Genomic DNA, 19,263 nt, shown 5'->3' on the forward strand with positions numbered 1-19,263 from the left:
GCCGACCGACCGCCATGCCATACCCAGTCCATCGCTGGGCACGAAGCGAAACGCCAGAGCACGACGATCGGGAACGAAAACACCCACCCCGCCACACCACGCCCGCCGGCACCCACACTGCCCTGCCCTCCACACCGGAAAGCAACACCAAACAGCCCACCAAGACTCCCCCAGCAGCCTCAGCAGCCTCAGCGTCGTCGCCGGTTCCCCCGCCGAACTACACCCTTGACCTCAACCATGGTTGAGGCGCAACACTCGAGGCATGGCCACCACAGACAGCAGCACCATCCTCTTCCGTAACACCATGCGCATCACGGACGGTCACCTCGACAGCTTCCGGCACGCCATCACACAGGCAGTCACATTCGCTCAACACCACGGCCCCCAACTCATGGTCGAGGTCTTCATCGACGAAGAACGAATGCTGGCCCACAGCTTCCAGCTCTACCCCGACTCCGAAGCCATCCGCACCCACTGGCAGCTGTCGGATCCGCACATCCGCGAAGTGATGAAGCACTGCACCGTGCAGCACTTCGAAGTATTCGGCACACCGGACCCTGACATCATCACAGCCCTCAAAACCCCCGACGGCACACCCTTCCCCTTCACCACCTCACCACGCCTCACCGGCTTCAACCGCCTCACAACACCCAACACCCCCACAGCACACCCATAACAAAAGTCCCCCTGACTCTCTCAACAGATCCCCACCGACCCCTGACGGTGCTGACCGGACGACACCAACCGCCCACCCACGCCCGACGATCCGGCGAAACGACCGGACAAGAGAACACACCCCGAACCCAAACGACTCATCAGACAAGCAACGGTCATTGATCGAGCCGATGACCACCGCACCGACCGGCACCGCCCGCCCGGTCAGCAACCACCCCGCCCCACCCCAGCCACAACAAGCCCCAAGCCAAGCCGCCTGCCTCCCAGTTGAATGTCGTGATGAGCGACTACTGGACACCCACGCATCGAGCGGTCGAGCAAGAGGATGCTGAGGTTTTGGCCCGGTTGCCGGCCGCTGGTTCCGATCCAGACGAGGTCTTCAGCAACATGAAGCTGCTGACGCACGCGATCGACGCCGAGGGTGATGGCTCCTTGCAGAGCGGGCAACCGTTGACGGTACACACCACGGCCGTGTTGCTGGCCTTCGGGGCTGATCCGGAGCTCGCAGCCCCACACGGCCGCACACCCATGGACATGGCCAATCACTACGGCCACGACCCGGCCGTGAAGCTGCTGCAGGCCCACATCAGCCGAGGGGGCCGCCGATAACAGACGAGGGTGCAGGCGATGCTCGTGAAGGCGAGGAAGGTGCTCGGCCTTGCGCTCATCGCGGCGATGCAGTCGGCGGCACCCTGCGAGCAGGGACATCGTGCGTTCGACGGTCCAGCGGTGGCGACCCAGGCGGGTTGAGGACTCGATGCCCTTGCGGGCGATGTGGTGCCCGATGCCCCGCCCACGTAACCATCGCCTCAGGTGGTCGTAGTCGTACTCCTTGCCGGCGTGAAGCTCTCCCGGTCTGCGCCGCCATCGTCCGCGTCGCCAGCGGATCAGCGCTATCCCCTTCACCAGCGGGATCAGCCCCTGACCGTCGTGCAGGTCGGCCTCCAAGAATCCGACGGACAGGGGCAGACCGGTCCGCTCGGTCATCAGGCGAACATCGAGCCGTACTTGCCCCGGTCGACAGGATTCGGGCCCGTCTCAACTCGTTCTCGAAGTGGAGCCCCGGCACCTGGAACGTCTCCCGTGCCGGGGCCTACTACTTCGAGGCGCTCGGGAAGAATTACGTCGCTGCGTCCCGTGGTGCCCGGCGCCTTCACCCCGGGAGGTGTGCCGTGTGCGACGGGCTGACCGCCCCGCCCTCCGGCGGCACCTGAACACGAAAAAGGCCGGGGGCCGGTTCTTCCGAACCGGGGACCCTGCCTTCCGTGGGGAAGGGAACCGCTCAGGCCGCGAACGGCCCCTTCCGCACGGAGCCGCGGAGCCCCAGGGCACATGCGGCGCCGGCGGTGAGGGCGAACAGCACCATCACCGCGTTGACCAGCACGTCCGGTCCGGCGTCCTGCACCAGCGCGTTGGACGTCGCCACCCAGACACCGAGCACCTGCGTGACGGCCACGAGGCCGAATCCAGCGGCACGCGCCCACGAGTGACCCTTGTCCGCGAAGGGGGCGAGCCCGAGCACGGCCGCTCCCCAGAGCAGCAGCAAGACCGTCAGCCCTTCGGCGGCGAGGAAGAGGACGCCGCCGAGGCCGCCGTACCCCCCAGCTTCCGTGTGGTCGATCTCAGAGGTGTCCACCACGAACACCCCAAGGGCCAACTCCATGAGGAGCAGGTAGCAGGCCTCCAGAACGAGGATCAGGGCACCGGCCCGCCTGACGAAAAGGGTCACTGATTGCTCCTTACAAGCTTGCCGCTCTTGATGATCCACAGCTTGCCGTTCCGCTGGGCGCTGCGGCAATCGTCCCTCGCCTTCGTCCCGGCGCTGATCTGGCCGGTCCGCTTGCGGTCGATCTCCCGACCGATCGCGTTGTTCCTCACGTCCATCTGCTTGTCGACGCCCGGGGACGTCGACTCGTGCTGGGTCGAACTCGTAGGCGTCCGTGGCGGACAGGCGGATCTCCATCCGCGCGTACCAGTAGCAGTGCCGGAAGGAGTCACCCGTGCGCTGTCGAGGTACCAGTCCTGCGCCTGCTTGAACGCCTTGTTCGCCGCGTCGTAGGCCGCGGTGCGGTCGTTCGGGTTCCCGAAGCAGTACGACCTCTCGGAGGGCTAGCGCTGCCGTAGCCGAAGCAGAAGGAGACGCGGTAGGCGGGGCACGTCGGGCAGGGGGTGGCCACGTCGGCGGCCCGGTCGGGGGTGACGTGCCTCGGGAGGTAACCGCTGCCGTGGCAGTGGCGGCAGGAGTACTCCGGGCCGCGGACCGAGCATGGTGAGCTGCTAGCCGAGCAATTCCTCCTGCCGGTCAAGGAGCTACCGGATGTCGATGTGCAGGTCCAAGATCAGGCCGCCCGGTGTGCGCTGTCGACGCCTCCGGGCAATCCCCCGAAGCCACGGTCGAAGACCTCGGCGATCCCGGGCCGGGCGACCACCTCGTGAAACGCCGCGGTTTCATCGGCCATGGGCAACTGGTTCTCCTCCCGGACCGCAAGGTCCGCCAGAAGAGCCGAGGTCGCCCGCCGACCTGCAACCGCGAGGCATGCAAGCAGCGGAACACGGTCGAGCGGTGCATCAACAAGCTCAAGCAGGGGCGCGGCCTGGCCAGACCGTGCCGCGCAGGCGGAGGAGCGCAGCGACGCGCCGGCGGACTACGGCTCTCCCTCGCAGTGCGTGCCCTCACCGCCAGGACGGCGGAACGGCCCGTGCGTTGATCTCGGCGAGGCGGAGCGCCACGGTGATGACGAACTGGCGGCAGAAGTCGAACTCTTCTTGATTGGGGGCATATCCGCGCTCCGCCGAGAAGCTGGGCGTCGTCGAATCGCCGTGGTATTCCACGGCCGGGGTGAGTCGGGTGAATCGCTGGTACTCATGGAAGTCCACCCCCAGCGCGATCAAGCGCATTCCTTCCTGCAGCGCCCGGGTAACGTCGCGCGTCCGCATGTACTCCCTGGTGAGCGATTCCGCGCCTCGCACCGGCGTGCCCCTGCGCGAGGCGTGATCCGGCTGGTACAGGACCGCTCTGACCTGGCCTTCGGTGAGAGGAAAGGCGGGCATCCGTTCGCCGAAGCTGTAGGCAGACCGTCTTCGGGGCGCGTGTTCGTCGTCGACCTGCTCGCTCATGAGCTCTTCGAATGCGATCGCCAGCGTCCCCATGGCCTCCAGAAGGCTGCCCTTCGAGTGGAGCTGTGCAGCCGTGTTGAGACGTGCTCGGGTCTGGGCATGTTGAACGACTTCGGCCAGATCAATGTCGTCGAAGGCAAAGCCGAAGATACGTGGCGTGTTCTCCAGGAAGAAGTGAGCGGTGTCAGCCTTGACATCCGCGATGACATTCGTGCCCGGGAAGCCGGCCGTGTGCTTGAACCCGTTACGAAGGTCGTTCAGGCGCTTGATCCCATACTGCCCCTGCAACTCCACTCCACCGGGGAAGTTGCTCGGGTGCAGACCCTCGAAGAACCGCTTGATGAACGGGTCCCGGTCCTTGACCACGGCACCCAGGTGTTCGGCGGTGACGATGAGGAACAGTTCCACGGCGTCGTGGAAGGTCAGCACCGAAGTGAAGGAAAGCGGCTCGGGAAGGAGTGACTGCTCGATGCCCTGGCGGTGCAGCAACCTGATGAAGGCCAGGTTCTTCATGTTCTGAGGCGAGATGGGCTTGCTGATGTCGGCACTCCTCACTGTGAAAGGCCTGACGTCCTGGAGGCATTCTGGTCCGCAGGGGCGCCTCAGCGCCTCCTGTTTCCGCCTGGCCCGGCCGCCGACCCGTCGGCGGGTGCAACGCGGCGGCCCGGCCGCGGCGTGCCCGGATCGAACGCGTCCGGCGCACGAAACGCGTCCTCGTGTGCACAGGCGGCGCCGCGTCGGCCACCTGCAGATCGGCCGGAACTTCCTCGTTCGGCTTCGCGAGGACCTTGAACTCCGCTGCCCGGTGACGGCGGTGGAAGAACCTATGACCTTGCCGGTCGCGACCTGGAGGGCGGCGAAGAGGGTGGGGGGTGCCGGCCCGGACGCAGTCGTGACTGCGGCGCTCGGGAGCACCGTGCATCATCGACGAAACCGACTGGGCCCGGTCCAGGGCCTGGATCTGGTTCTCCTCGTCAACGTAGAGCAGCAGGGCCTTCTACGGAGGGTCGAGGTAGAGGCCGACGACGTCGCGAACCTTGTCGATGAACACCGGGCAGGTGGACAGCTTTCATGCCTGCGACCGGTGCGGCGCCAGGGCGACCGCCCGCAAGATCCGCGAGATGGTTGACTGCGACAGTCCCGTGGCCGCGGCCATCGACCTTGTCGACCAGTGAGTGGCGTTCTTCAGCGTCTCCGCGAGTGTCTTGACGATGACTCGCTCGACGTCGGCGTCGCTGATCTTCCGTAGGACGCCGGGACGCGGTCCAGGGGCTCAGGTCGGGATCGGTGAAGGGATGAGAGCGCACTGGGCCGGGCGGCGCATGCGGACGCCCTGCGACGCGCCCACGGCTCACCGCGCGGAGTCAGGCACCGGGAAGAGCAGGCAGCTACTGGTGGCGTGGGCGAGCAGGCGGTCCTTCGCGTCGAGCAACTGCGCCTGCGCGAGAGCGGTCTGCCGGCCCTGGTTGATCACGGTGCCGAGGGCGCGCACCGTGCCCGTCTCCACGGTGATGCGGCGCAGGAACTTCACCGTGAGGTCGAGTGAGGTGTACGCCATGCCCTGCGGGAGGGTGCTCTGTACGGCGCATCCCGCGGCCGAGTCGAGCAGGGTGGCGAAGATGCCGCCGTGCACACTGCCGATCGGGTTGTAGTGCTCCTCTCCCGGCGTCAGACTGAAGACCGCCCTGCCCGGTTCCACCTCGTCCAGGCTGAAGTCGACGGTGCGGCTGACGGGCGGGCCGGGAAGCCGTCCCTCCTGCACCAGGCGCAGGAAGTCCATGCCCGCCATGCGTCCGGCGGCCTCCGCCAGGATCGCGGGATCCTCCCATTGGTACGTGCGCATTCGTCCCACGGTCCTGTGCCTTCCCTCTGACTTTTGCAGGTGAAGCTAGCCTGCCGCTCACCTGACTGTCAATGACGAAGTCAGACCTCTACGATGGCGGGATGGAGTGGCTTGAAGCGAGCACGGAGAACTGCCCCGTCCAGCGCACGCTCGACGTGGTCGGCGAGAAGTGGACGTTGCTGATCCTGCGGGACGCCGTCAACGGAGTCCGCCGGTTCGACGACTTCCACCGCCACATCGGTCTGTCGGAGGCCGTGCTGAGCGACCGTCTCCGCAAGCTGATCGCGGCCGGCGTCCTGAAGACCGTCCCCTACCGGGAGCCGGGCACCCGCTCCCGCAACGAGTACCGGCTGACCCGCAAGGGCTGGGACCTGTGGCCCGTGCTGATGGCCCTGAGCCAGTGGGGCGAGAGATACGCCCTCGACGGTGAGGGGCCGGTACTGGACGTCCGCCACACCGCATGCGGCACGCCGGTCCGCGTCGTCGTCGAGTGCTCCGAGGGACATTCGACTCTCACTCCCGGGGACGTGACTGCCCAGCTGGGGCCCGGCGCCCGGCCCCGGGAGTGAATCACCGGCACCGGGGTCCGGCCGCCACGCCTCGCCTTCCCTCTCCACGGATCCGCTCCGACCGGAGCAGGCCCGAGCAGGCCGGAGCAGACCCGAGCAGGTCACGATCACTTTCCGCCGAGGACGGCCTGCCCCGACACCCCCTGCCCCACGGCAGCCGTCCCCCGCCTGCGAAGATCGGGCCGCACTGGTATCCGCCCCGTCAGGAACGGGCGGCAGTGGTTGGGGGGATCCCGCATGACGACGATCGATGCGTACCAGCAGCGCTGCGAACAGCTCTTCACGGCCGGGGGACACGCGGCCGTGAGACGCGCCGCCCAGGAGGGTCTCGACGAGCTCGGCCCGCATCCCGACCTCTACTGCTGGCTGGCCCTCGGGCATGCCGCCGAGGACGACGACGACCATGACGACTCCGCGGAGGAAGCGTTCCGGACCGGTCTCCCTCTCGGCAGCGACCACCCGGGTCTCCTGGCCGGCTACGCCGAGCTGTGCCTGCGTGCCGACTCCTTCGAGTACCCGGGCCGGGCCGCGCAGGCCGTCATCCTCTCCCGGCGCCTCAAGGAGCTAGCACCGCGGTCCGCCGAGGCCGACCGGCTCGCCGGCGCCGAGCGCTGGGCCCGCCGCGGCTACTGGGACGAGCTGAGGATGCAAGCGGCGGCCCGCGCGGTCGCGGGCCGTGACACGGAGGCCCAGGCACGTGCCCTCGCCGACGATCTCCGGCTGGGCACCGACGCGCCCCAGCACGATGTGGACACGGTGGACCGCGACGCCGCCGTGCGCGCCGCGACCCTCCAGGCGCTGTCCGGACCGTGGAACGCTCCGGTGCGCTTCCTCGGCCGGCACCGGACGGCCGCGTGGGCGACCAGCGGCATCCTGTGCTTCCTGACCAACACGGCGCTGCGCCAGACCGGAGTCATCGACTCCTTCAGTGCCTGGGGCCTGCTCTGGGTGTTGCCGGTACTGATCGTGGACCGCCGTTTCGCCGCCGTACGCAGGGAGGCGGAGGCCCGGCACATCGCCACCCTCGAAGCGGCGCTGGCCGAGCGGCGCTGACCCGACGAGCGATGGACGTGTGCCCGGTCGCCTCGAACGTGGCCGATGGCCGGCTCTGACTGTTCTGCGGTCTGAGCGGCGGCCGGAAGCCCTGTGGCGGAGAGATTGGTGGGCCGGGGTGGCAGCGGCGGACAAGAAGGGCGGGCGTTCGGGCAGCAGACCTCGACAAGGGATCGAGCGCGTACCGACCCGGTGCCCGGACCGGGTGCGGTGGAGATCGCCGGTGCGCCCCTCGGTGGCGTCGCCTGGAGGGCAGCTGACGCGCTGCGTGCCCGGTGCAGGGATGCGATGGCGGCAGGGCGGTATGCCGCGTCGGGGAGCATCCGGAGTGCAGAGGGGAGGCGGCAGCGGGGGCGGGCACTCGGTACGGTATGGACGACAACGACAAGCAGCAGATCGGCGACCAGCAGCGCGGGACAGTGGAGCGGCTGGTGAGGGCGTGGCTGGCCGAGACCGAACATCACGACCATGACGCCGCCGGCGAGGCCCGTGCCGGCTGGGAACGAGGCTTCCTCACTGAACCGGCTGCACAGGACCTGGCCACGTGGGTCACCGCACGCGTCACGGACACGGCGTTCAACGAGGACGAGGGCCCGCACGTCGGAGGCGACGTCCGGATCACACCGGCCGACAAGGACACCGTGCACCGCTGGCTGCGGTCGCAGGGGCACTCAGTCTGACCGACCGCGGCGACGGCGATCCAACCGAAGGCACGGACACCGGCCACTCCCCCTCCCGGCGCCCGGCTCTCGCATCCGACCGGAGCCGCCGAGGGGCGGTCCTCCCGTCGGAATCCGGCGACCTGCGCTGCTGAGGTCGAGTGGAACAGGTGATGGGCCCCGGGCGGGCCGAGCCGGCCCGCGCCGAGCTCGCCTCCGCCTTCGACTGATCCGCCTGAGTGGGCGTGCTCTGCGCAGAGTCTTCGGCCAGGGCGGAAACCGCGACGACGCCGCCCCACTCGAGCCACTGCTCGACAGGATTCCCGCCGTAGCGGGCAGGTCGGCGGATCCCGCCACCGCCCCGACGCACTGCTGGCCGACCGCGGCAATGACCACGACAATCACCGCCGCCTGCCCTGGCATCGAGGCATCCGCCCCGTGATCACAAGAGAGGTGAGCCACACGGCACCGGCCTGGGCATCTTCCGCTACGTCATCGCCCATGATCGCCTGGCTCGCAGCCATCGACGCGTGACTGTGACCAGCGCTCTCACAACAGATTCCAGGCGTGGCCGACCAGGGCGGATGGGCTTGTGGCCCCCGCCTTGGTCAGCCGCTCCGTGGCCCCGCCTCGGTCAGCCGCTCCGTGGCCGTCGTGCACCGTTGCCGGGCAGTGTTCGGAACGATATCGCCGTCTTTGCCCGCCGTAGCGCATCCGACATCGAACCGCTCCTTACCTACCTCTCCGTGAGCACCTACCTTCTGCGTGCGCGTGGTCCGGTACTTCGCACCCGTGTCCGGCTCCGTCTTCGCCCTCTCTGGGTGTGACCGGGCGATGAAGGGTCTTGAAGCCCCGAGCGTTCGGCGGATCTCCCGCCCGCTGACCGGGGCGAAGGCGTCCCGGCGGCCCCGAGCCGCAGTGATGGGCAACCCGGGCTGTCACCGGTCGCGCCAGAGCCATGTGGAGCGCTCGTACAACGGCTCGAATCCGGTGCGCAGCATGTTGTGGAGGGATGTGTTGTGGTCGTTGGGGCCTTCTGCTCCGGTCTCGGCGACGAGCCATCGGCAGCCTTCTGCCCGGGCCGTCCGGGCGCGGGCGGTGAGCAGCGCCGACTGGGCGCCGCGTCCGCGTCCTTCGGGAAGTGTCGCTCCGCCGAACATGTCGGCACACTCACCATTGATGTAGAGGCTCCCGACCGCGACGATTCGTTCGCCTTCCCAGACCGCGTACTGGTGCCAGTTCGGCCTGCCCACACACGACGCCGCCATGTCGATCATGGCCGGCGTGGTGAACCCGAAGGTGGTCATCATGACCGTGGCCCACTCGTCGGCCTGGTGGGATTCGACCGGCCCGATGCGCAGCTCGGGGTCGAGTGCCGCGACGCCGTCGAGCGCGGACAGTGTGGTCTCGGCGTCGCATCCCAGTTTGACGAAACGGCTGCCTTCGGTGAGGTTGAGCTTGCCGGCGGTCGAGGCCCAGTCCGCCGGTAGCAGCGGCGGCGCGATCATGAATGCGCCCTCGGGTACACCGTGCTCCCGGTAGAAGTCGCAGACCTGCGCCGGGACGTCTGCGGTGATCAGTTCGCCTGTGCTGAATCCGCCGGCGCGGTTGAAGAAGCGGCTCGGGTCCTCGCGGATCGCGAAAGCCAGCGCCGAGCCGATGCGCAGCGAGCCGATGCCGAGCGATTCCCGCACCGGCGTCGGAGCGCCGGTTACGAAGTCGGCGTACGCCTCGATCTCGGTCTCCTCGGCCAGGCCGATGGGCACGGTGGTCGTCATGTCTGCTTCCCCATCTCTTGGTTGTTCACGAAGTCCGACACGATGGCGACGAACTCGTCCGGCTGTTCGATGTGCCCGAAGTGGCCGCTCTCGCATGGCTCGGACAGCTGTCCGTGTGCATGCGCGAGGCTGGGCGGGCAGGCGAAGGCGTATATGCCGACGGTCATCAGTGTCGGACCCTTGATCGCACCGAGCCGGCCCCGTACGTCCCACGGGCCGGGAGACGGCTCGGGTCGCACGAGACCCGCGGGCAGCGGCCTGTCTGTTCGACCGTCTCGCGAAGTCGGCATACCAGCCCCTCACCGACGACCCGGTGGGCCTGGCGTGCGGCATCGACCACGACGGGCCGTGCCTTGCCCACGGGGCTCCCGTGGGTCGCTCGGCGCACGGGACCGTGTTTCACAGTGTTCATATCCGCACGATGCAGTGAGGGTGGGGAAAGTTCGATCGGCCGTCGAACTCTTCTTCAGCGGCGGCGCCGGTGAAACAGGCGCAGCTTGCTGACGCGACCCTGGTTCAGGAAGTGCACCCAGACGACGCCGGGCGGGCAGTGCAAGGGGTCTTCCGGTGGGTTGAGCAGAGCGGCCTCCCAGATGACCACCTCACGGCCGGCCACCACGTTCAGCAGTTCGTGGCGTACACCGTCGGACAGGTCGTGATCGAACGCGGTGGGCAGGTAGTCGACGCCCGTGTGTTTGCCAGTTGGCCATGTCACGTCCGCCTGAGGGGACCACCATTGGGACAGGGCCGAGGCGAACTGGCCACGGTGGGCGGCCCCCAGGGTCTCCTCGGCCAGCCGTCGATGCAGTCTGTTCCTGACCGTAGCGTCGTCGTACGCCCGGTCGGCCGAGCCCAGCAGTGCGCCGACCATCTTCGTACGCGCCTGGTTGAGCCGGCTGCGCACCGTGCCGACCGGCGTCCCGCACAGTGCCGCTATGTCCTCGTAGGACGTGACGTCGGTGAAGTAGCGCAGCATCGTCACCAGTTGCAGCCTCGGGGACAGGTCCTCCAGCGCGTTCCACACCCAGTCCCGCAGCGAGTGGCGGTCAAGCACTTCGGCTGGGTCGGGCGGACCGCCCGACCGGTCCATCGCGACGACTCCTGAGACTTCGGCCACGGGAACCGCGGACATGCTGCGTAGCTGGGCGCGGCACACGTTGCGCACCACCATTCCGAGCCACGGGCCGACCGCTTCCGGGTCTCGTATGTCTCCGCACCGGCGCAGCGCGATGAGTGCCGCTTCCTGCACGGCGTCCTCTGCGTCCTGGCTGTGGCCCAGCAGCGCCAGCGCGATCGCATACATGCGCGCTCGGTGCCTGGCAAGCAGCAGGCCGAGCGAGCCGGCGTCGCCAGACTGAGCGGCGCGCACCAGATCGACGTCCCGCGGAGCCCCGCTCATCAGGAGATCGGCCGAGCACAGGACAGTAGCTTCCAGGCGTCGTCGTGCCGGCAGTGCTCCCCAGTCACCGCGTCATCGCCCCCGTAGGACAGGCGGTCCAATGCTTCTCCGTGTGATCCGGCATGGGTGGCCATGGACGTACCTCCTGGAGGGCGCACCTGGTGGCGCACCACCTCACGTCACGACCAGCCCAGACTACGGCGCTCGATGCCAGATGGGACGTAGTACCGGCTTTCATAACGGGGCCTCACCCGAGTCTTACCGAGCACTGCGGCGTGGACCCGCTGTTGCTCCCGGGCCCTCCAAGGCCAAGCACGTGGGAAGTCGCAACCTGGTGCGGCGGGTGCGGAGGCGCCGACCGGCGCGGTCGTACGGTGTGCCGCCCAGGAGGTCCCGTACCGAGAGTTCGGCAGAGCCAGATACGGACCGAGTCATCTGGCCGTCATCTGGCCGTTCCATGGTGAGACTTCGAAGGAGGGTGCTTCGTGTCTTCTTTACTTGCGTGCCTGACTGACATCATGCCGAAACAGAGAATTGCCGTGCCGTTCACGGCGTTCCCTCGCTTCCGCCACGTCCGCCGGGCCCTCACCGTCCGGAGCAATGAGCGCAGCCACCTCGCCGCGGGACAGCACCACGATGGCGTCGCAGCTGCACTTGCAGTACTCGACCTCGCCGCTCGACGTCGAGTGAGCGGACAACAGCTTCCAGGTCGGCGTGTCCGCGGTGGCCCTACAGCCCCGAGCGAGCAGCGGACATCCCTCGCGGACGGAGTGGAGCGCCGGACCGTCTGCCCGCATGGCCGGCCGTAATGGGTGGGCCGGCTCCTCAGCGGAGACCGGGCTGGACGGGAGAGGGTTCGGCATGGGCGTCTTCTCCCTTCGGTGCCGGGTTCTCCGACGCCGGGACGGCGGGTTCGGGCAGGGTCTTGAACAGCAGCCACGCGAGGACGGGCATCAGGATCAGCGGGGACAGGGCGGTCCGCAGCGAAGTCCTGTCGGCGATGGTGCCGATGACCGGGCTGATCAGACCGCCGATACTCACGGTCAGACCGAGCGTGATTCCACTGGCGGTGCCGACCCGCGACGGCAGGTAGTCCTGGCCCAGCGTGACCTGGAGCGAGAACGGGATGTACAGACCGGCCGAGGTGAGGATGACGAACAGGTAGAGGGCAGGACCGGGAACGAAGAGCAGACCGGCGATCGATCCGGCCGTCAGCAGGTACGACCAGCGTGAGACCCGCACCCGGTCCCATCGGTTCGCCAGCGCACCACCCAGCACGCTGCCCACCGCGCCGCCCATGTACAGCAAGAACAGAGCCGCCGTGCCCGCGGCCTTGCTGCCGTCCATGCGCTCGGTGGCGTACAGCGAGACGAACGTGCTCAGACCGATGAAGGCGATGGAGCGGCACACGACGGCCAGCGAGAGGCGGACGAACGACGCCCTGTCGTCCCTGCCGGTCGCGGGCGCCTTGGCCGCGTCGGACAGCCGGGTCTCCAGCACGCGCAGCACGAGTAGGCACAGTGCGGCGCCGGCCACGGCCGGCAGCACGAGCAGCGGTGTCAGGCGCAGTCCTCCGACCGAGACCACGACGGCGACCATGACCGGGGCCAGCGCGAAGCCGAGGTTGCCTCCCAGCGAGAACCATCCCATCGCACTGTGGCTGCCGCCGCCGGCGACCCTGGCCACCCGCGCGGACTCCGGGTGTAGGCGGCCACGCCGACCCCGGACACCGCGACAACCGTCAACGTCACCGTGTAGGAGTCGCTCACCCCGCTGAGCGCGATGCCCACCCCTCCGACGAGCGTGCTCAGCGGCAGCAGCCAAGGCATCGCCCGCCGGTCGGTCAGCATGCCGAAGAAGGGCTGGGCCACCGACGACAACACGGAGGCCGCGAGCACGATGCCCGAGACAGCGGCGTAGCTGTACGCCCGCTCGATGACGAAGAAGGGTACGAGGGAGGCGACGGCGCCCTGATAGACGTCGACACAGCCATGCCCGACAGATAAGAGAGTGATCGAGAGATTCTTTCGCACCCTGTCATCGTGTACGACACCCACCGTGTCGGACTTCCGATAACCTGCCAGACGATGACGGAAGTCCGCCACACGCCCGTGGCCCCCACCCGCACCCAGCGACTGGCGTCCGGTGCAGGGATAGACGCGCACCGGCACGACGACCACCAGATCGTCTACGCGGGCCGGGGCGTACTGTCCGTGACCACAAGCGCCGGCTCCTGGGTCGCCCCCGCGACTCGCGCCATCTGGATCCCAGCCGGCACTGTCCATGCCCACCGGGCACACGGCGACCTCGAACTGCACCTGGTAGGCCTCCCCGCACGGGAGAACCCTCTGCGCTTGGACACCCCCACCGTGCTCGCGGTGAGCCCGCTGCTACGTGAACTCATCATTGCCTTCACCCGCACCGAGGACGACGACAGCCCGGAGCGGAGGCGGCTGTGCGCGGTACTCCTGGACCAGCTGCAGACCTCGGTACAGCAGCCCCTGCACCTGCCCACGCCGAGGAGTCCACTGCTCAGGACTGTGTGCGACCTCCTGCAGTCCGACCCCTCGGACAACCGCACACTCGCCGAACTCGGCCGAGAGGTCGGAGCCAGCGACCGCACGCTCTCCCGCCTGTACAGCACCGACCTCGGCATGACGTTTCCTCAGTGGCGCACCCAACTGCGACTCCACCACGCACTGATCCTGCTCGCCGAGAAGATGCCGGTGACCAAGGTGGCACACCAGTGCGGATGGTCATCCACCAGCGCCTTCATCGACGTGTTCCGCCGCGCGTTCGGTCATACCCCGGGCACGCACTCCCGGTGACCAGTCCAGCGAGCCGGCCCGGGTTTCACCGGGTCGAGAATTCGGCACAGCCGACCACGCGCTGAGCGGGACGGACCTGCAGCGGTCGCCCACAGCCGCGCGACCCCGCGTGGCTTCTCCTCCGTGTCGGCCTGCCCGGCCGGGTGACACGGCGCTGCACTTCGTGGTGCGGTGCCGTTCTCGTGCCCCCGCGGTCGAGGCTGTCTCTCCCCCCTGGGGGTCGGGAGCGGGAGCAGGCCGCGGTTCAGGACGAAGCGCAGTCCCACCGTTCCCACGCCCGGACCCTGCGGGACGGGTGGCCGGTCGGCGGGCTTCAGGTGGTGGTGGGCCAGGTCCGCAGCAGAGCGGCGATCTTCCCCGCGGTGCAGGCGGGGTCGAGAAGCAGGTCCTTCAGAGCGATGGCGTCCTCACGGCCAGGCTTGACGGAGATCCCGGCGGCTTCGAGGTACATGACGCCGGACGCGGCGGCGACGGCCATGTTGGAGCGCTCCAGCCAGCGGCACCGGCCCAGTGTGTGCACCAGGGCGGCGGCTTTGGCGTAGGGGCCGCCGTAGACGGGCTGCTCGAAGAGTTCGGCGCGGTGGCGGGCGACCGCCGAGATGGGGACGCCGTAGTCGTCGGGGGCCGGATCGTGCGCCCCGGCAGCTTCGGCGACTTGCAGGATCCAGGGAACGTCGATGTGCAGGTCCATCAGGCCGCGCGTGCTCCGCTGGATGCTTGCTGGGCTTGTTCGGCTTCGTCGAAGACCGCCTGGTGTTCGGCCAGGAAGCGGGCGGCCGCGTCCACCGCTCGGGCGCGCAGGCCGCTGGCATCGTCCTGTACCAGTCTGGCGAGGTAGTCCCCGATGCTCAGCCCCAGGTCGGCGGCGCGCTTCTTCGCGAGTTCCGCAACGTCCTCATCCACACGCGCGCCCAGTTGTGTCTTCGCCATACAAGCATGGTAACAGGTGTTACCGGCTTGGAGGAGGGCGCCGAACGCGAGGAGAGACCGACGGGACCCGAGGCGAGGCGGCGGGCCGACCATGCGGTCGGGCTATAGCTGAGCGACCGGGCAGCGTGGTGTCCGCAATGCCGGCCGGCCAGGGCTACGCCTACGTGTGAGGCGACGCGGTGACCGGTGGTAGCTGCACGCGAGCACCCACACGCTGGTTCTCTCCGAACAGCAGGCTGATCACGTCACCGCGGGATAGCCCTCCGTCCGGCCCCGCGAGGTCACCCGACGCGGCCCCCGCTTGCCGGTGGGCTCTGGCCGTCTCGCATCTCAACCACCACTGCGAGTAGCTGATCCCGCAGCCGGACGGCACGCGCGGCTCCGATCACGAGGCAGGCGAAGCAACGGAGTTCCCAGAATGGTCGGGTAGCCGTGCCCCTCGATCGTGCGAGGGCCGTCGGCCGGCGGCCTGACCCAGACCCGTGACGTCGGTACGACACTGGCTCAGTGAAGGGCGGCATTCAAGGGGTGAGCAGGGCGCGCAGGTCGATGACTTGGTAGCCGCGGGCTGTGAACGCGTCGAGGATGCGGGGCAGAGCCTGGGCGTCGATCACTTCCGTGCGTCCCTGCGACGACCCGACGTGCATCTGCAGGATCGCGCCCGGGCGCAGGGCGTCTACTGCCCGCTGCACTGCGCGATCCACCGTCATGCCGCCTTCGGCGCCTTTCCAGCCGTTGGTGTCGGTGGTGAACTCGATGTCCGCGAGACCGAGGGCGTTGATCTCCCTGATGTGACCGGGGCTGGTCTCGCCGTAAGGGAACCGGAAGAACGGCGTCAGCGCGCCGCCCGCCCCAGCCGCACGGAGAGCCCGATGCGCCTCCCTCACTTCGTGCCGCCTGCCGGCCTCGGTCAGGTCTTTGAAGTAGGGGTGGCTGAAGGAGTGGTTGCCCAGACCGTGGCCGGCTGCCGCGATCCTTTTCACCACCGCAGGGTGGCGTTCGGCGAAGTCACCCGTCAGGAAGAACGTGGCGGGGGCGCTGCGACGGGCGAGTTCACCAAGGACGCGGTCCAGGCCGGCCTCGTTCCAGGCCGCGTTTAACGTCACGGCGACCACCCGCTCGGACGTACGGATCACTCGGTTCTCAGATCCGAACAATGCCCGCAATGCTTCGCCCTGCACGGCCGCTGCCGCCAAGTGCGGCGCGACGGTCTCCGCCGGCCGGGGCGCCGAACCCTGCGCGGGGGTCCCCAACAGGGCCGACAGTGCGGCAGCTGTCCCGAGCAGGCGCCAGGCGCGCGAACGGAGACCAGTGACCGCAGGAAGTGAGCGCATGCCCCACCCATCGGCCACCCGCAGTCCGCCCTTGAGCGTGTGGCATCGCGGTCCCGGCCCTACGCCACGCCCGCCAGGCGAATGTGCTTCCCGAGCGCTTCCGAGTCGTTGTAGCCGACACAGCCGCCATCGAGCATTCGAACGACATGCAGGCGCATGCATGACCGCATTCAGAGAGTGATGTGGTCTGCATCACTGCACTCGCCTGAGTTGAAGAAACCAACGTTCCTAAGGGCTGTCCCGCAAAGATCTTGACTCTGGGTACGGAGCGGTCTAAAGAGCTGGTGGAGTGCTCAGCTGGTGGTTTGTGAGGTGCTCAGGGGCCGGGCGAAGTCGGCCAGCGTGTGGAAGTCGTCTCTCGTAGGCCGATCAGTGGGTTGAGGTGCAGGAGTTCGGTCCCTTGGTGGTGGGCGGTCACGTACGTCTGGTCCAGCTCGCTCTGTTCGTCGTCCACCCAGGCGAAAGGACGGCCGCGTCGCTTCACCGACCGGCGAGCTCACCAGGGCGCGCTCAACCTGGGGCGATGCGTCGCGGTCGTGTCAGGGACGGCCTGTTTCCTTCTCGGATGTCGGGCCGCAGGTAGGCACCCTGAGCCTCGCGGACACCCGGCGTCACGGCATGCCCGCACCGTGACGCCCCGGCTCCACACTGGGGGCGGGCTACGTCATCAACTCGATGTGCGGGTGCTCGGGCTCCGCCGGGCAGACGAACAGGTGCTGCCGGTAACCGCTGCCTATCTGGACCCCGGTCGCGTTGTAGCCTCGGTGGCTGGGGTACGGTCCAGCACCTGGGTGGGGGTGCGGAGACCAGCTGTTCCCGGCGTCGTCCCCTTGCTCAAACGTGGCGACGGTCATCAGGACCTCCATGCCGGTGCCGCACTTGGAGCAGTGCCGTGGGCTGGGGTCGGTGGAGTCCCAAGCGGGCCAGCCGCCGACCTTCCAGCCGGGTGCGTTGGACAGCACACAGTCGTAGTACGTGTCCGGGTCCATGTCTTCCTCTGCTGCCTGCGGCACACTCCACTGCTTGAGCTGCTCCCGCAGTTCTTCGCTCAGCTCCAGGTGGTCTGGGTACTCGGTGATCTGCTCCGGTTCGAGCACGCACGGATCCGGTAGATAGCCGTCGAACTGCACTGCGGGCGGCTCGGGGGGCGTGTCGAGGATGTCGGTGACGGCGGCTGCGGAACGCCAGAAGAGCAGGGTCCTGGGCATGATCGGATGATCGAAAGGGCACCACAGAACCTGGAGAAGGTCCTTGCCCTCCGGCGGGCTTAGATCGGGCACATCCCGTGCGTACAGTTGCGCGACGGGCAGCATCGCTATGGGGCCGTCGTACGACTGGACCGCCAGCCTCACCGGATACGTCCGAGGGGGCCGGATCCGCTTGAGAGTCTCCCGCTCTTCCGAAGTCAGGTCCCGGCCGTGCGAGGCGGCGAAGATCCGTCGTTCCAGCCGCAGGTCCGCCGGGGACAGGGCTGGGTTGATGCCGTCCACCACATGCGGTTCCTCGCAGTGCGGCCACGGCTCCTCGGCGGGCCACAGCAGCGGCCCGCCGATTGAGCTGTCGTGCCATGTCGGCGCCCCGGGGCGGGGGTGCAGGCGGGTCGCCGTGCGGGCCAGCGGGGCCAGTTGGGGGAAGACCGCGGCAACGTCGATCGGCCGTGGCGGAGTGACAGGAGTGACATTCATGGCCGCAATCCTGCCAATCGCCTCTGACAACGGCCCTCGTGGCCGCCCCACGAAGAGCTCTGGCACGACGCCGCCCGGGAGAGCGCAACCCGCCGATCCGTTGCCGGCAGATGGCCCGCGAGCAGGTCCCCGATCGCCGCCATGTACCACCTGGGCAGGGACGACCTTGACGCGCCCATTCCGTCCGGACCGCTGCCGGTCAGGAGATGGTCCATCACGATCTCCATCGGCAGGCCGTGGCCGAACCCCTTGAAGTTGAGATCATGAAGAAGTGGCGATTGTGATCACGGCGTCGGAGCCGTCCTGGACAACCCCGTTCGCGGGGCTGAGCCCGCGCCGCTTCGGCAAGCTGCTGACCGCGCTGCGGCGCGATGGAGCAGATGTGGTTCACCGGGGCCGACCGTGGAGTCTGCCACTGGAGGACAGAGTTCTGCTGGTCACGGCATATTGGCGCACCGATCTGACGTTGCGGCAGCTCGCCCCGCTGTTCGGCATCTCGAAGTCCACGGCCAGCCGGGTCATCAACCACCTCGGACCCCTGCTGGCGCTCCGGCCCCGCGAGCGGTTCGCCAAGGGCACCGTGCTCATCGTGGACGGCACCCTGGTCCCCACCCGCGACCACACCATCGCCGAGCGGTCGAAGAACTACCGGTACTCCACCAACCACCAGGTCGTCATCGACGCCGACACCCGCTTGGTCGTCGTGGTCGGCCGCCCGCTCGCCGGGAACCGCAACGACTGCAAGGCATGGGAGGAATCCGGCGCCAAGGCCGCCGTCGGCAAGACCCTCACGATCGCCGACGGCGGCTACCCAGGAACCGGACTCGTTGTCCCGCACCGTCGCAGACGCGGCCAGGCAGAACTTCCGGACTGGAAAGAGGAACACAACAGGGCCCACAAGCAGGTCCGCGCCCGTGTCGAGCACGTCTTCGCCCACATGAAGACATGGAAGATCCTCCGCGACTGCCGCCTCAAAGGCGACGGCGTCCACCACGCCATGCTCGGCATCGCCCGGATGCACAACCTCTCCCTCATCGGATAGGTCGCATGTGGCACGGTGGGCCGCTACGCCCGAGGCGAATCCAAGACCTTCAACGGGACAACCCTTAGGCGGGGTCTTCCTCTGTACCTGAACGACTTCAAGGTACAGAGGAAGACCCCGCCTAGAGTGCGATCTACCTTGGTGAACGCTATAGCAGCTTGTTTGCCTTCGCTGTTTCGACCCTCCAGGTTGCTGGCGTGCCGAGGTGCCCGGCACACACGGAACACCGGCTCAAGCGGAGGGGAAATCCCACATGTACGACTTCGCGACCGCGTTGGTCCCGAATCTCCTGGCAAGCCTGTGGCTCATCGCACTCTTACCGGTCCGGTCGTGCCACGCGGGACCAGGCCC

The 19,263-nt window shown here is 68.2% G+C and carries 19 protein-coding genes and 3 pseudogenes; 9 read left to right on the forward strand and 13 right to left on the reverse strand.

Translation table 11 applies throughout. From position 1 onward, the window contains the following. Positions 1-262: 262 nt before the first annotated feature. A complete protein-coding gene (locus Q5694_RS29700; protein ID WP_333936536.1) occupies positions 263-676 on the forward strand; it encodes a hypothetical protein in 414 nt (137 codons plus the stop codon). A 278-nt stretch (positions 677-954) separates the two neighbouring features. Then, the gene (locus Q5694_RS29705; RefSeq protein ID WP_333936537.1) at positions 955-1,284 is read left to right on the forward strand and encodes an ankyrin repeat domain-containing protein; all 330 of its coding nucleotides are present in this window, start codon (positions 955-957) and stop codon (positions 1,282-1,284) included. Here the strand turns inward: Q5694_RS29705 and Q5694_RS29710 are convergent. From Q5694_RS29710 to Q5694_RS29720, 3 genes and pseudogenes are all read right to left on the reverse strand, one after another. After that, positions 1,221-1,712 (reverse strand): annotated as a pseudogene (locus Q5694_RS29710) (transposase); the annotation flags it as partial. The gene Q5694_RS29705 and the pseudogene Q5694_RS29710 sit on opposite strands and share 64 nt — an antisense overlap. Before the next feature lie 245 nt (positions 1,713-1,957). Continuing rightward, the gene (locus tag Q5694_RS29715) at positions 1,958-2,404 is read right to left on the reverse strand and encodes a hypothetical protein (RefSeq protein ID WP_333936538.1); all 447 of its coding nucleotides are present in this window, start codon (positions 2,402-2,404) and stop codon (positions 1,958-1,960) included. Continuing rightward, entirely contained in the window at positions 2,401-2,553 is a 153-nt protein-coding gene (locus Q5694_RS29720; RefSeq protein WP_333936539.1) for a hypothetical protein, read from the reverse strand. The genes Q5694_RS29715 and Q5694_RS29720 overlap by 4 nt, the downstream gene beginning before the upstream one ends. A gap of 614 nt (positions 2,554-3,167) precedes the next feature. Here Q5694_RS29720 and Q5694_RS29725 point away from each other — a divergent pair. Beyond that, positions 3,168-3,275 (forward strand): annotated as a pseudogene (locus Q5694_RS29725) (IS5/IS1182 family transposase); the annotation flags it as partial. A 73-nt stretch (positions 3,276-3,348) separates the two neighbouring features. Here Q5694_RS29725 and Q5694_RS29730 read toward each other — a convergent pair. After that, the gene (locus tag Q5694_RS29730; protein WP_333936540.1) at positions 3,349-4,305 is read right to left on the reverse strand and encodes a hypothetical protein; all 957 of its coding nucleotides are present in this window, start codon (positions 4,303-4,305) and stop codon (positions 3,349-3,351) included. A gap of 530 nt (positions 4,306-4,835) precedes the next feature. Between Q5694_RS29730 and Q5694_RS29735 the strand changes: the two genes are divergently transcribed. Beyond that, positions 4,836-4,967 (forward strand): hypothetical protein, encoded by a 132-nt coding sequence (locus tag Q5694_RS29735; RefSeq protein ID WP_333936541.1) that lies wholly within the window; start codon positions 4,836-4,838, stop codon positions 4,965-4,967. Positions 4,968-5,143: 176 nt separating this feature from the next. Here Q5694_RS29735 and Q5694_RS29740 read toward each other — a convergent pair whose 3' ends face one another. Beyond that, positions 5,144-5,644: a PaaI family thioesterase gene (locus tag Q5694_RS29740; protein ID WP_333936542.1), complete on the reverse strand. Its 501-nt coding sequence runs from the start codon at positions 5,642-5,644 to the stop codon at positions 5,144-5,146. A gap of 92 nt (positions 5,645-5,736) precedes the next feature. Between Q5694_RS29740 and Q5694_RS29745 the strand changes: the two genes are divergently transcribed. The 3 genes from Q5694_RS29745 (at position 5,737) to Q5694_RS29755 (ending at position 7,937) form a co-directional block, all read left to right on the forward strand. Next, complete coding sequence (locus tag Q5694_RS29745) at positions 5,737-6,204, forward strand: winged helix-turn-helix transcriptional regulator (RefSeq protein WP_333936543.1); 468 nt, start codon at positions 5,737-5,739, stop codon at positions 6,202-6,204. 237 nt (positions 6,205-6,441) lie between these two features. Next, on the forward strand, positions 6,442-7,257 hold the full coding sequence (locus Q5694_RS29750) for a hypothetical protein (RefSeq protein ID WP_333936544.1): 816 nt from the start codon (positions 6,442-6,444) through the stop codon (positions 7,255-7,257). A 371-nt stretch (positions 7,258-7,628) separates the two neighbouring features. Then, a complete protein-coding gene (locus Q5694_RS29755; protein ID WP_333936545.1) occupies positions 7,629-7,937 on the forward strand; it encodes a hypothetical protein in 309 nt (102 codons plus the stop codon). A 917-nt stretch (positions 7,938-8,854) separates the two neighbouring features. Here the strand turns inward: Q5694_RS29755 and Q5694_RS29760 are convergent. The 4 genes and pseudogenes from Q5694_RS29760 to Q5694_RS29775 form a co-directional block, all read right to left on the reverse strand. Beyond that, complete coding sequence (locus Q5694_RS29760) at positions 8,855-9,694, reverse strand: GNAT family N-acetyltransferase (RefSeq protein WP_333936546.1); 840 nt, start codon at positions 9,692-9,694, stop codon at positions 8,855-8,857. Continuing rightward, positions 9,691-9,861 carry an alpha/beta fold hydrolase gene (locus Q5694_RS29765; RefSeq protein WP_333936547.1) on the reverse strand — a complete coding sequence of 57 codons (171 nt, stop codon included), beginning with the start codon at positions 9,859-9,861 and terminating at the stop codon, positions 9,691-9,693. Before Q5694_RS29765 ends, Q5694_RS29760 begins: the two co-directional genes overlap by 4 nt. A gap of 299 nt (positions 9,862-10,160) precedes the next feature. Continuing rightward, a complete protein-coding gene (locus Q5694_RS29770) occupies positions 10,161-11,093 on the reverse strand; it encodes an RNA polymerase sigma factor (protein WP_333936548.1) in 933 nt (310 codons plus the stop codon). A gap of 825 nt (positions 11,094-11,918) precedes the next feature. Further along, positions 11,919-13,126: pseudogene (locus tag Q5694_RS29775) on the reverse strand (MFS transporter). A 54-nt stretch (positions 13,127-13,180) separates the two neighbouring features. Between Q5694_RS29775 and Q5694_RS29780 the strand changes: the two are divergent. Next, on the forward strand, positions 13,181-13,921 hold the full coding sequence (locus Q5694_RS29780) for an AraC family transcriptional regulator (RefSeq protein WP_333936549.1): 741 nt from the start codon (positions 13,181-13,183) through the stop codon (positions 13,919-13,921). A 313-nt stretch (positions 13,922-14,234) separates the two neighbouring features. Here the strand turns inward: Q5694_RS29780 and Q5694_RS29785 are convergent, their stop codons facing one another. The 4 genes from Q5694_RS29785 to Q5694_RS29800 all read right to left on the reverse strand — a co-directional run bounded on the left by Q5694_RS29785 (position 14,235) and on the right by Q5694_RS29800 (position 17,870). Further along, positions 14,235-14,612 carry a fic family toxin-antitoxin system, toxin component gene (locus Q5694_RS29785; RefSeq protein ID WP_333936550.1) on the reverse strand — a complete coding sequence of 126 codons (378 nt, stop codon included), beginning with the start codon at positions 14,610-14,612 and terminating at the stop codon, positions 14,235-14,237. Beyond that, on the reverse strand, positions 14,612-14,851 hold the full coding sequence (locus tag Q5694_RS29790; RefSeq protein WP_333936551.1) for a hypothetical protein: 240 nt from the start codon (positions 14,849-14,851) through the stop codon (positions 14,612-14,614). The genes Q5694_RS29785 and Q5694_RS29790 overlap by 1 nt, the downstream gene beginning before the upstream one ends. 521 nt (positions 14,852-15,372) lie before the next feature. After that, positions 15,373-15,987, reverse strand: a complete 615-nt coding sequence (locus Q5694_RS29795; RefSeq protein WP_333936552.1) for a polysaccharide deacetylase family protein — start codon at positions 15,985-15,987, stop codon at positions 15,373-15,375. Positions 15,988-16,844: 857 nt separating this feature from the next. Beyond that, entirely contained in the window at positions 16,845-17,870 is a 1,026-nt protein-coding gene (locus Q5694_RS29800; protein ID WP_161176171.1) for a hypothetical protein, read from the reverse strand. Between the two features lie 271 nt (positions 17,871-18,141). On the opposite strand from Q5694_RS29800, the gene Q5694_RS29805 reads away from it, so the two are divergent. Beyond that, on the forward strand, positions 18,142-18,912 hold the full coding sequence (locus Q5694_RS29805) for a transposase (RefSeq protein ID WP_333936553.1): 771 nt from the start codon (positions 18,142-18,144) through the stop codon (positions 18,910-18,912). The last annotated feature ends 351 nt before the right edge of the window (positions 18,913-19,263 follow it).

The organism is Streptomyces sp. AHA2 (assembly GCF_036857595.1).
In the GTDB taxonomy this organism is placed as follows: domain Bacteria; phylum Actinomycetota; class Actinomycetes; order Streptomycetales; family Streptomycetaceae; genus Streptomyces.

Coding starts and splice junctions, on each gene's coding strand:
- Q5694_RS29785 (WP_333936550.1), bottom strand. CDS start 14,612: ATGGACCTGCACATCGACGTTCCCTGGATCCTGCAAGTCGCCGAAGCT.
- Q5694_RS29750 (WP_333936544.1), top strand. CDS start 6,442: ATGACGACGATCGATGCGTACCAGCAGCGCTGCGAACAGCTCTTCACG.
- Q5694_RS29730 (WP_333936540.1), bottom strand. CDS start 4,305: ATGAAGAACCTGGCCTTCATCAGGTTGCTGCACCGCCAGGGCATCGAG.
- Q5694_RS29705 (WP_333936537.1), top strand. CDS start 955: ATGAGCGACTACTGGACACCCACGCATCGAGCGGTCGAGCAAGAGGAT.
- Q5694_RS29780 (WP_333936549.1), top strand. CDS start 13,181: ATGACGGAAGTCCGCCACACGCCCGTGGCCCCCACCCGCACCCAGCGA.
- Q5694_RS29770 (WP_333936548.1), bottom strand. CDS start 11,093: ATGAGCGGGGCTCCGCGGGACGTCGATCTGGTGCGCGCCGCTCAGTCT.
- Q5694_RS29755 (WP_333936545.1), top strand. CDS start 7,629: ATGGACGACAACGACAAGCAGCAGATCGGCGACCAGCAGCGCGGGACA.
- Q5694_RS29745 (WP_333936543.1), top strand. CDS start 5,737: ATGGAGTGGCTTGAAGCGAGCACGGAGAACTGCCCCGTCCAGCGCACG.
- Q5694_RS29700 (WP_333936536.1), top strand. CDS start 263: ATGGCCACCACAGACAGCAGCACCATCCTCTTCCGTAACACCATGCGC.
- Q5694_RS29760 (WP_333936546.1), bottom strand. CDS start 9,694: ATGACGACCACCGTGCCCATCGGCCTGGCCGAGGAGACCGAGATCGAG.
- Q5694_RS29800 (WP_161176171.1), bottom strand. CDS start 17,870: ATGAATGTCACTCCTGTCACTCCGCCACGGCCGATCGACGTTGCCGCG.
- Q5694_RS29790 (WP_333936551.1), bottom strand. CDS start 14,851: ATGGCGAAGACACAACTGGGCGCGCGTGTGGATGAGGACGTTGCGGAA.
- Q5694_RS29735 (WP_333936541.1), top strand. CDS start 4,836: ATGAACACCGGGCAGGTGGACAGCTTTCATGCCTGCGACCGGTGCGGC.
- Q5694_RS29765 (WP_333936547.1), bottom strand. CDS start 9,861: ATGACCGTCGGCATATACGCCTTCGCCTGCCCGCCCAGCCTCGCGCAT.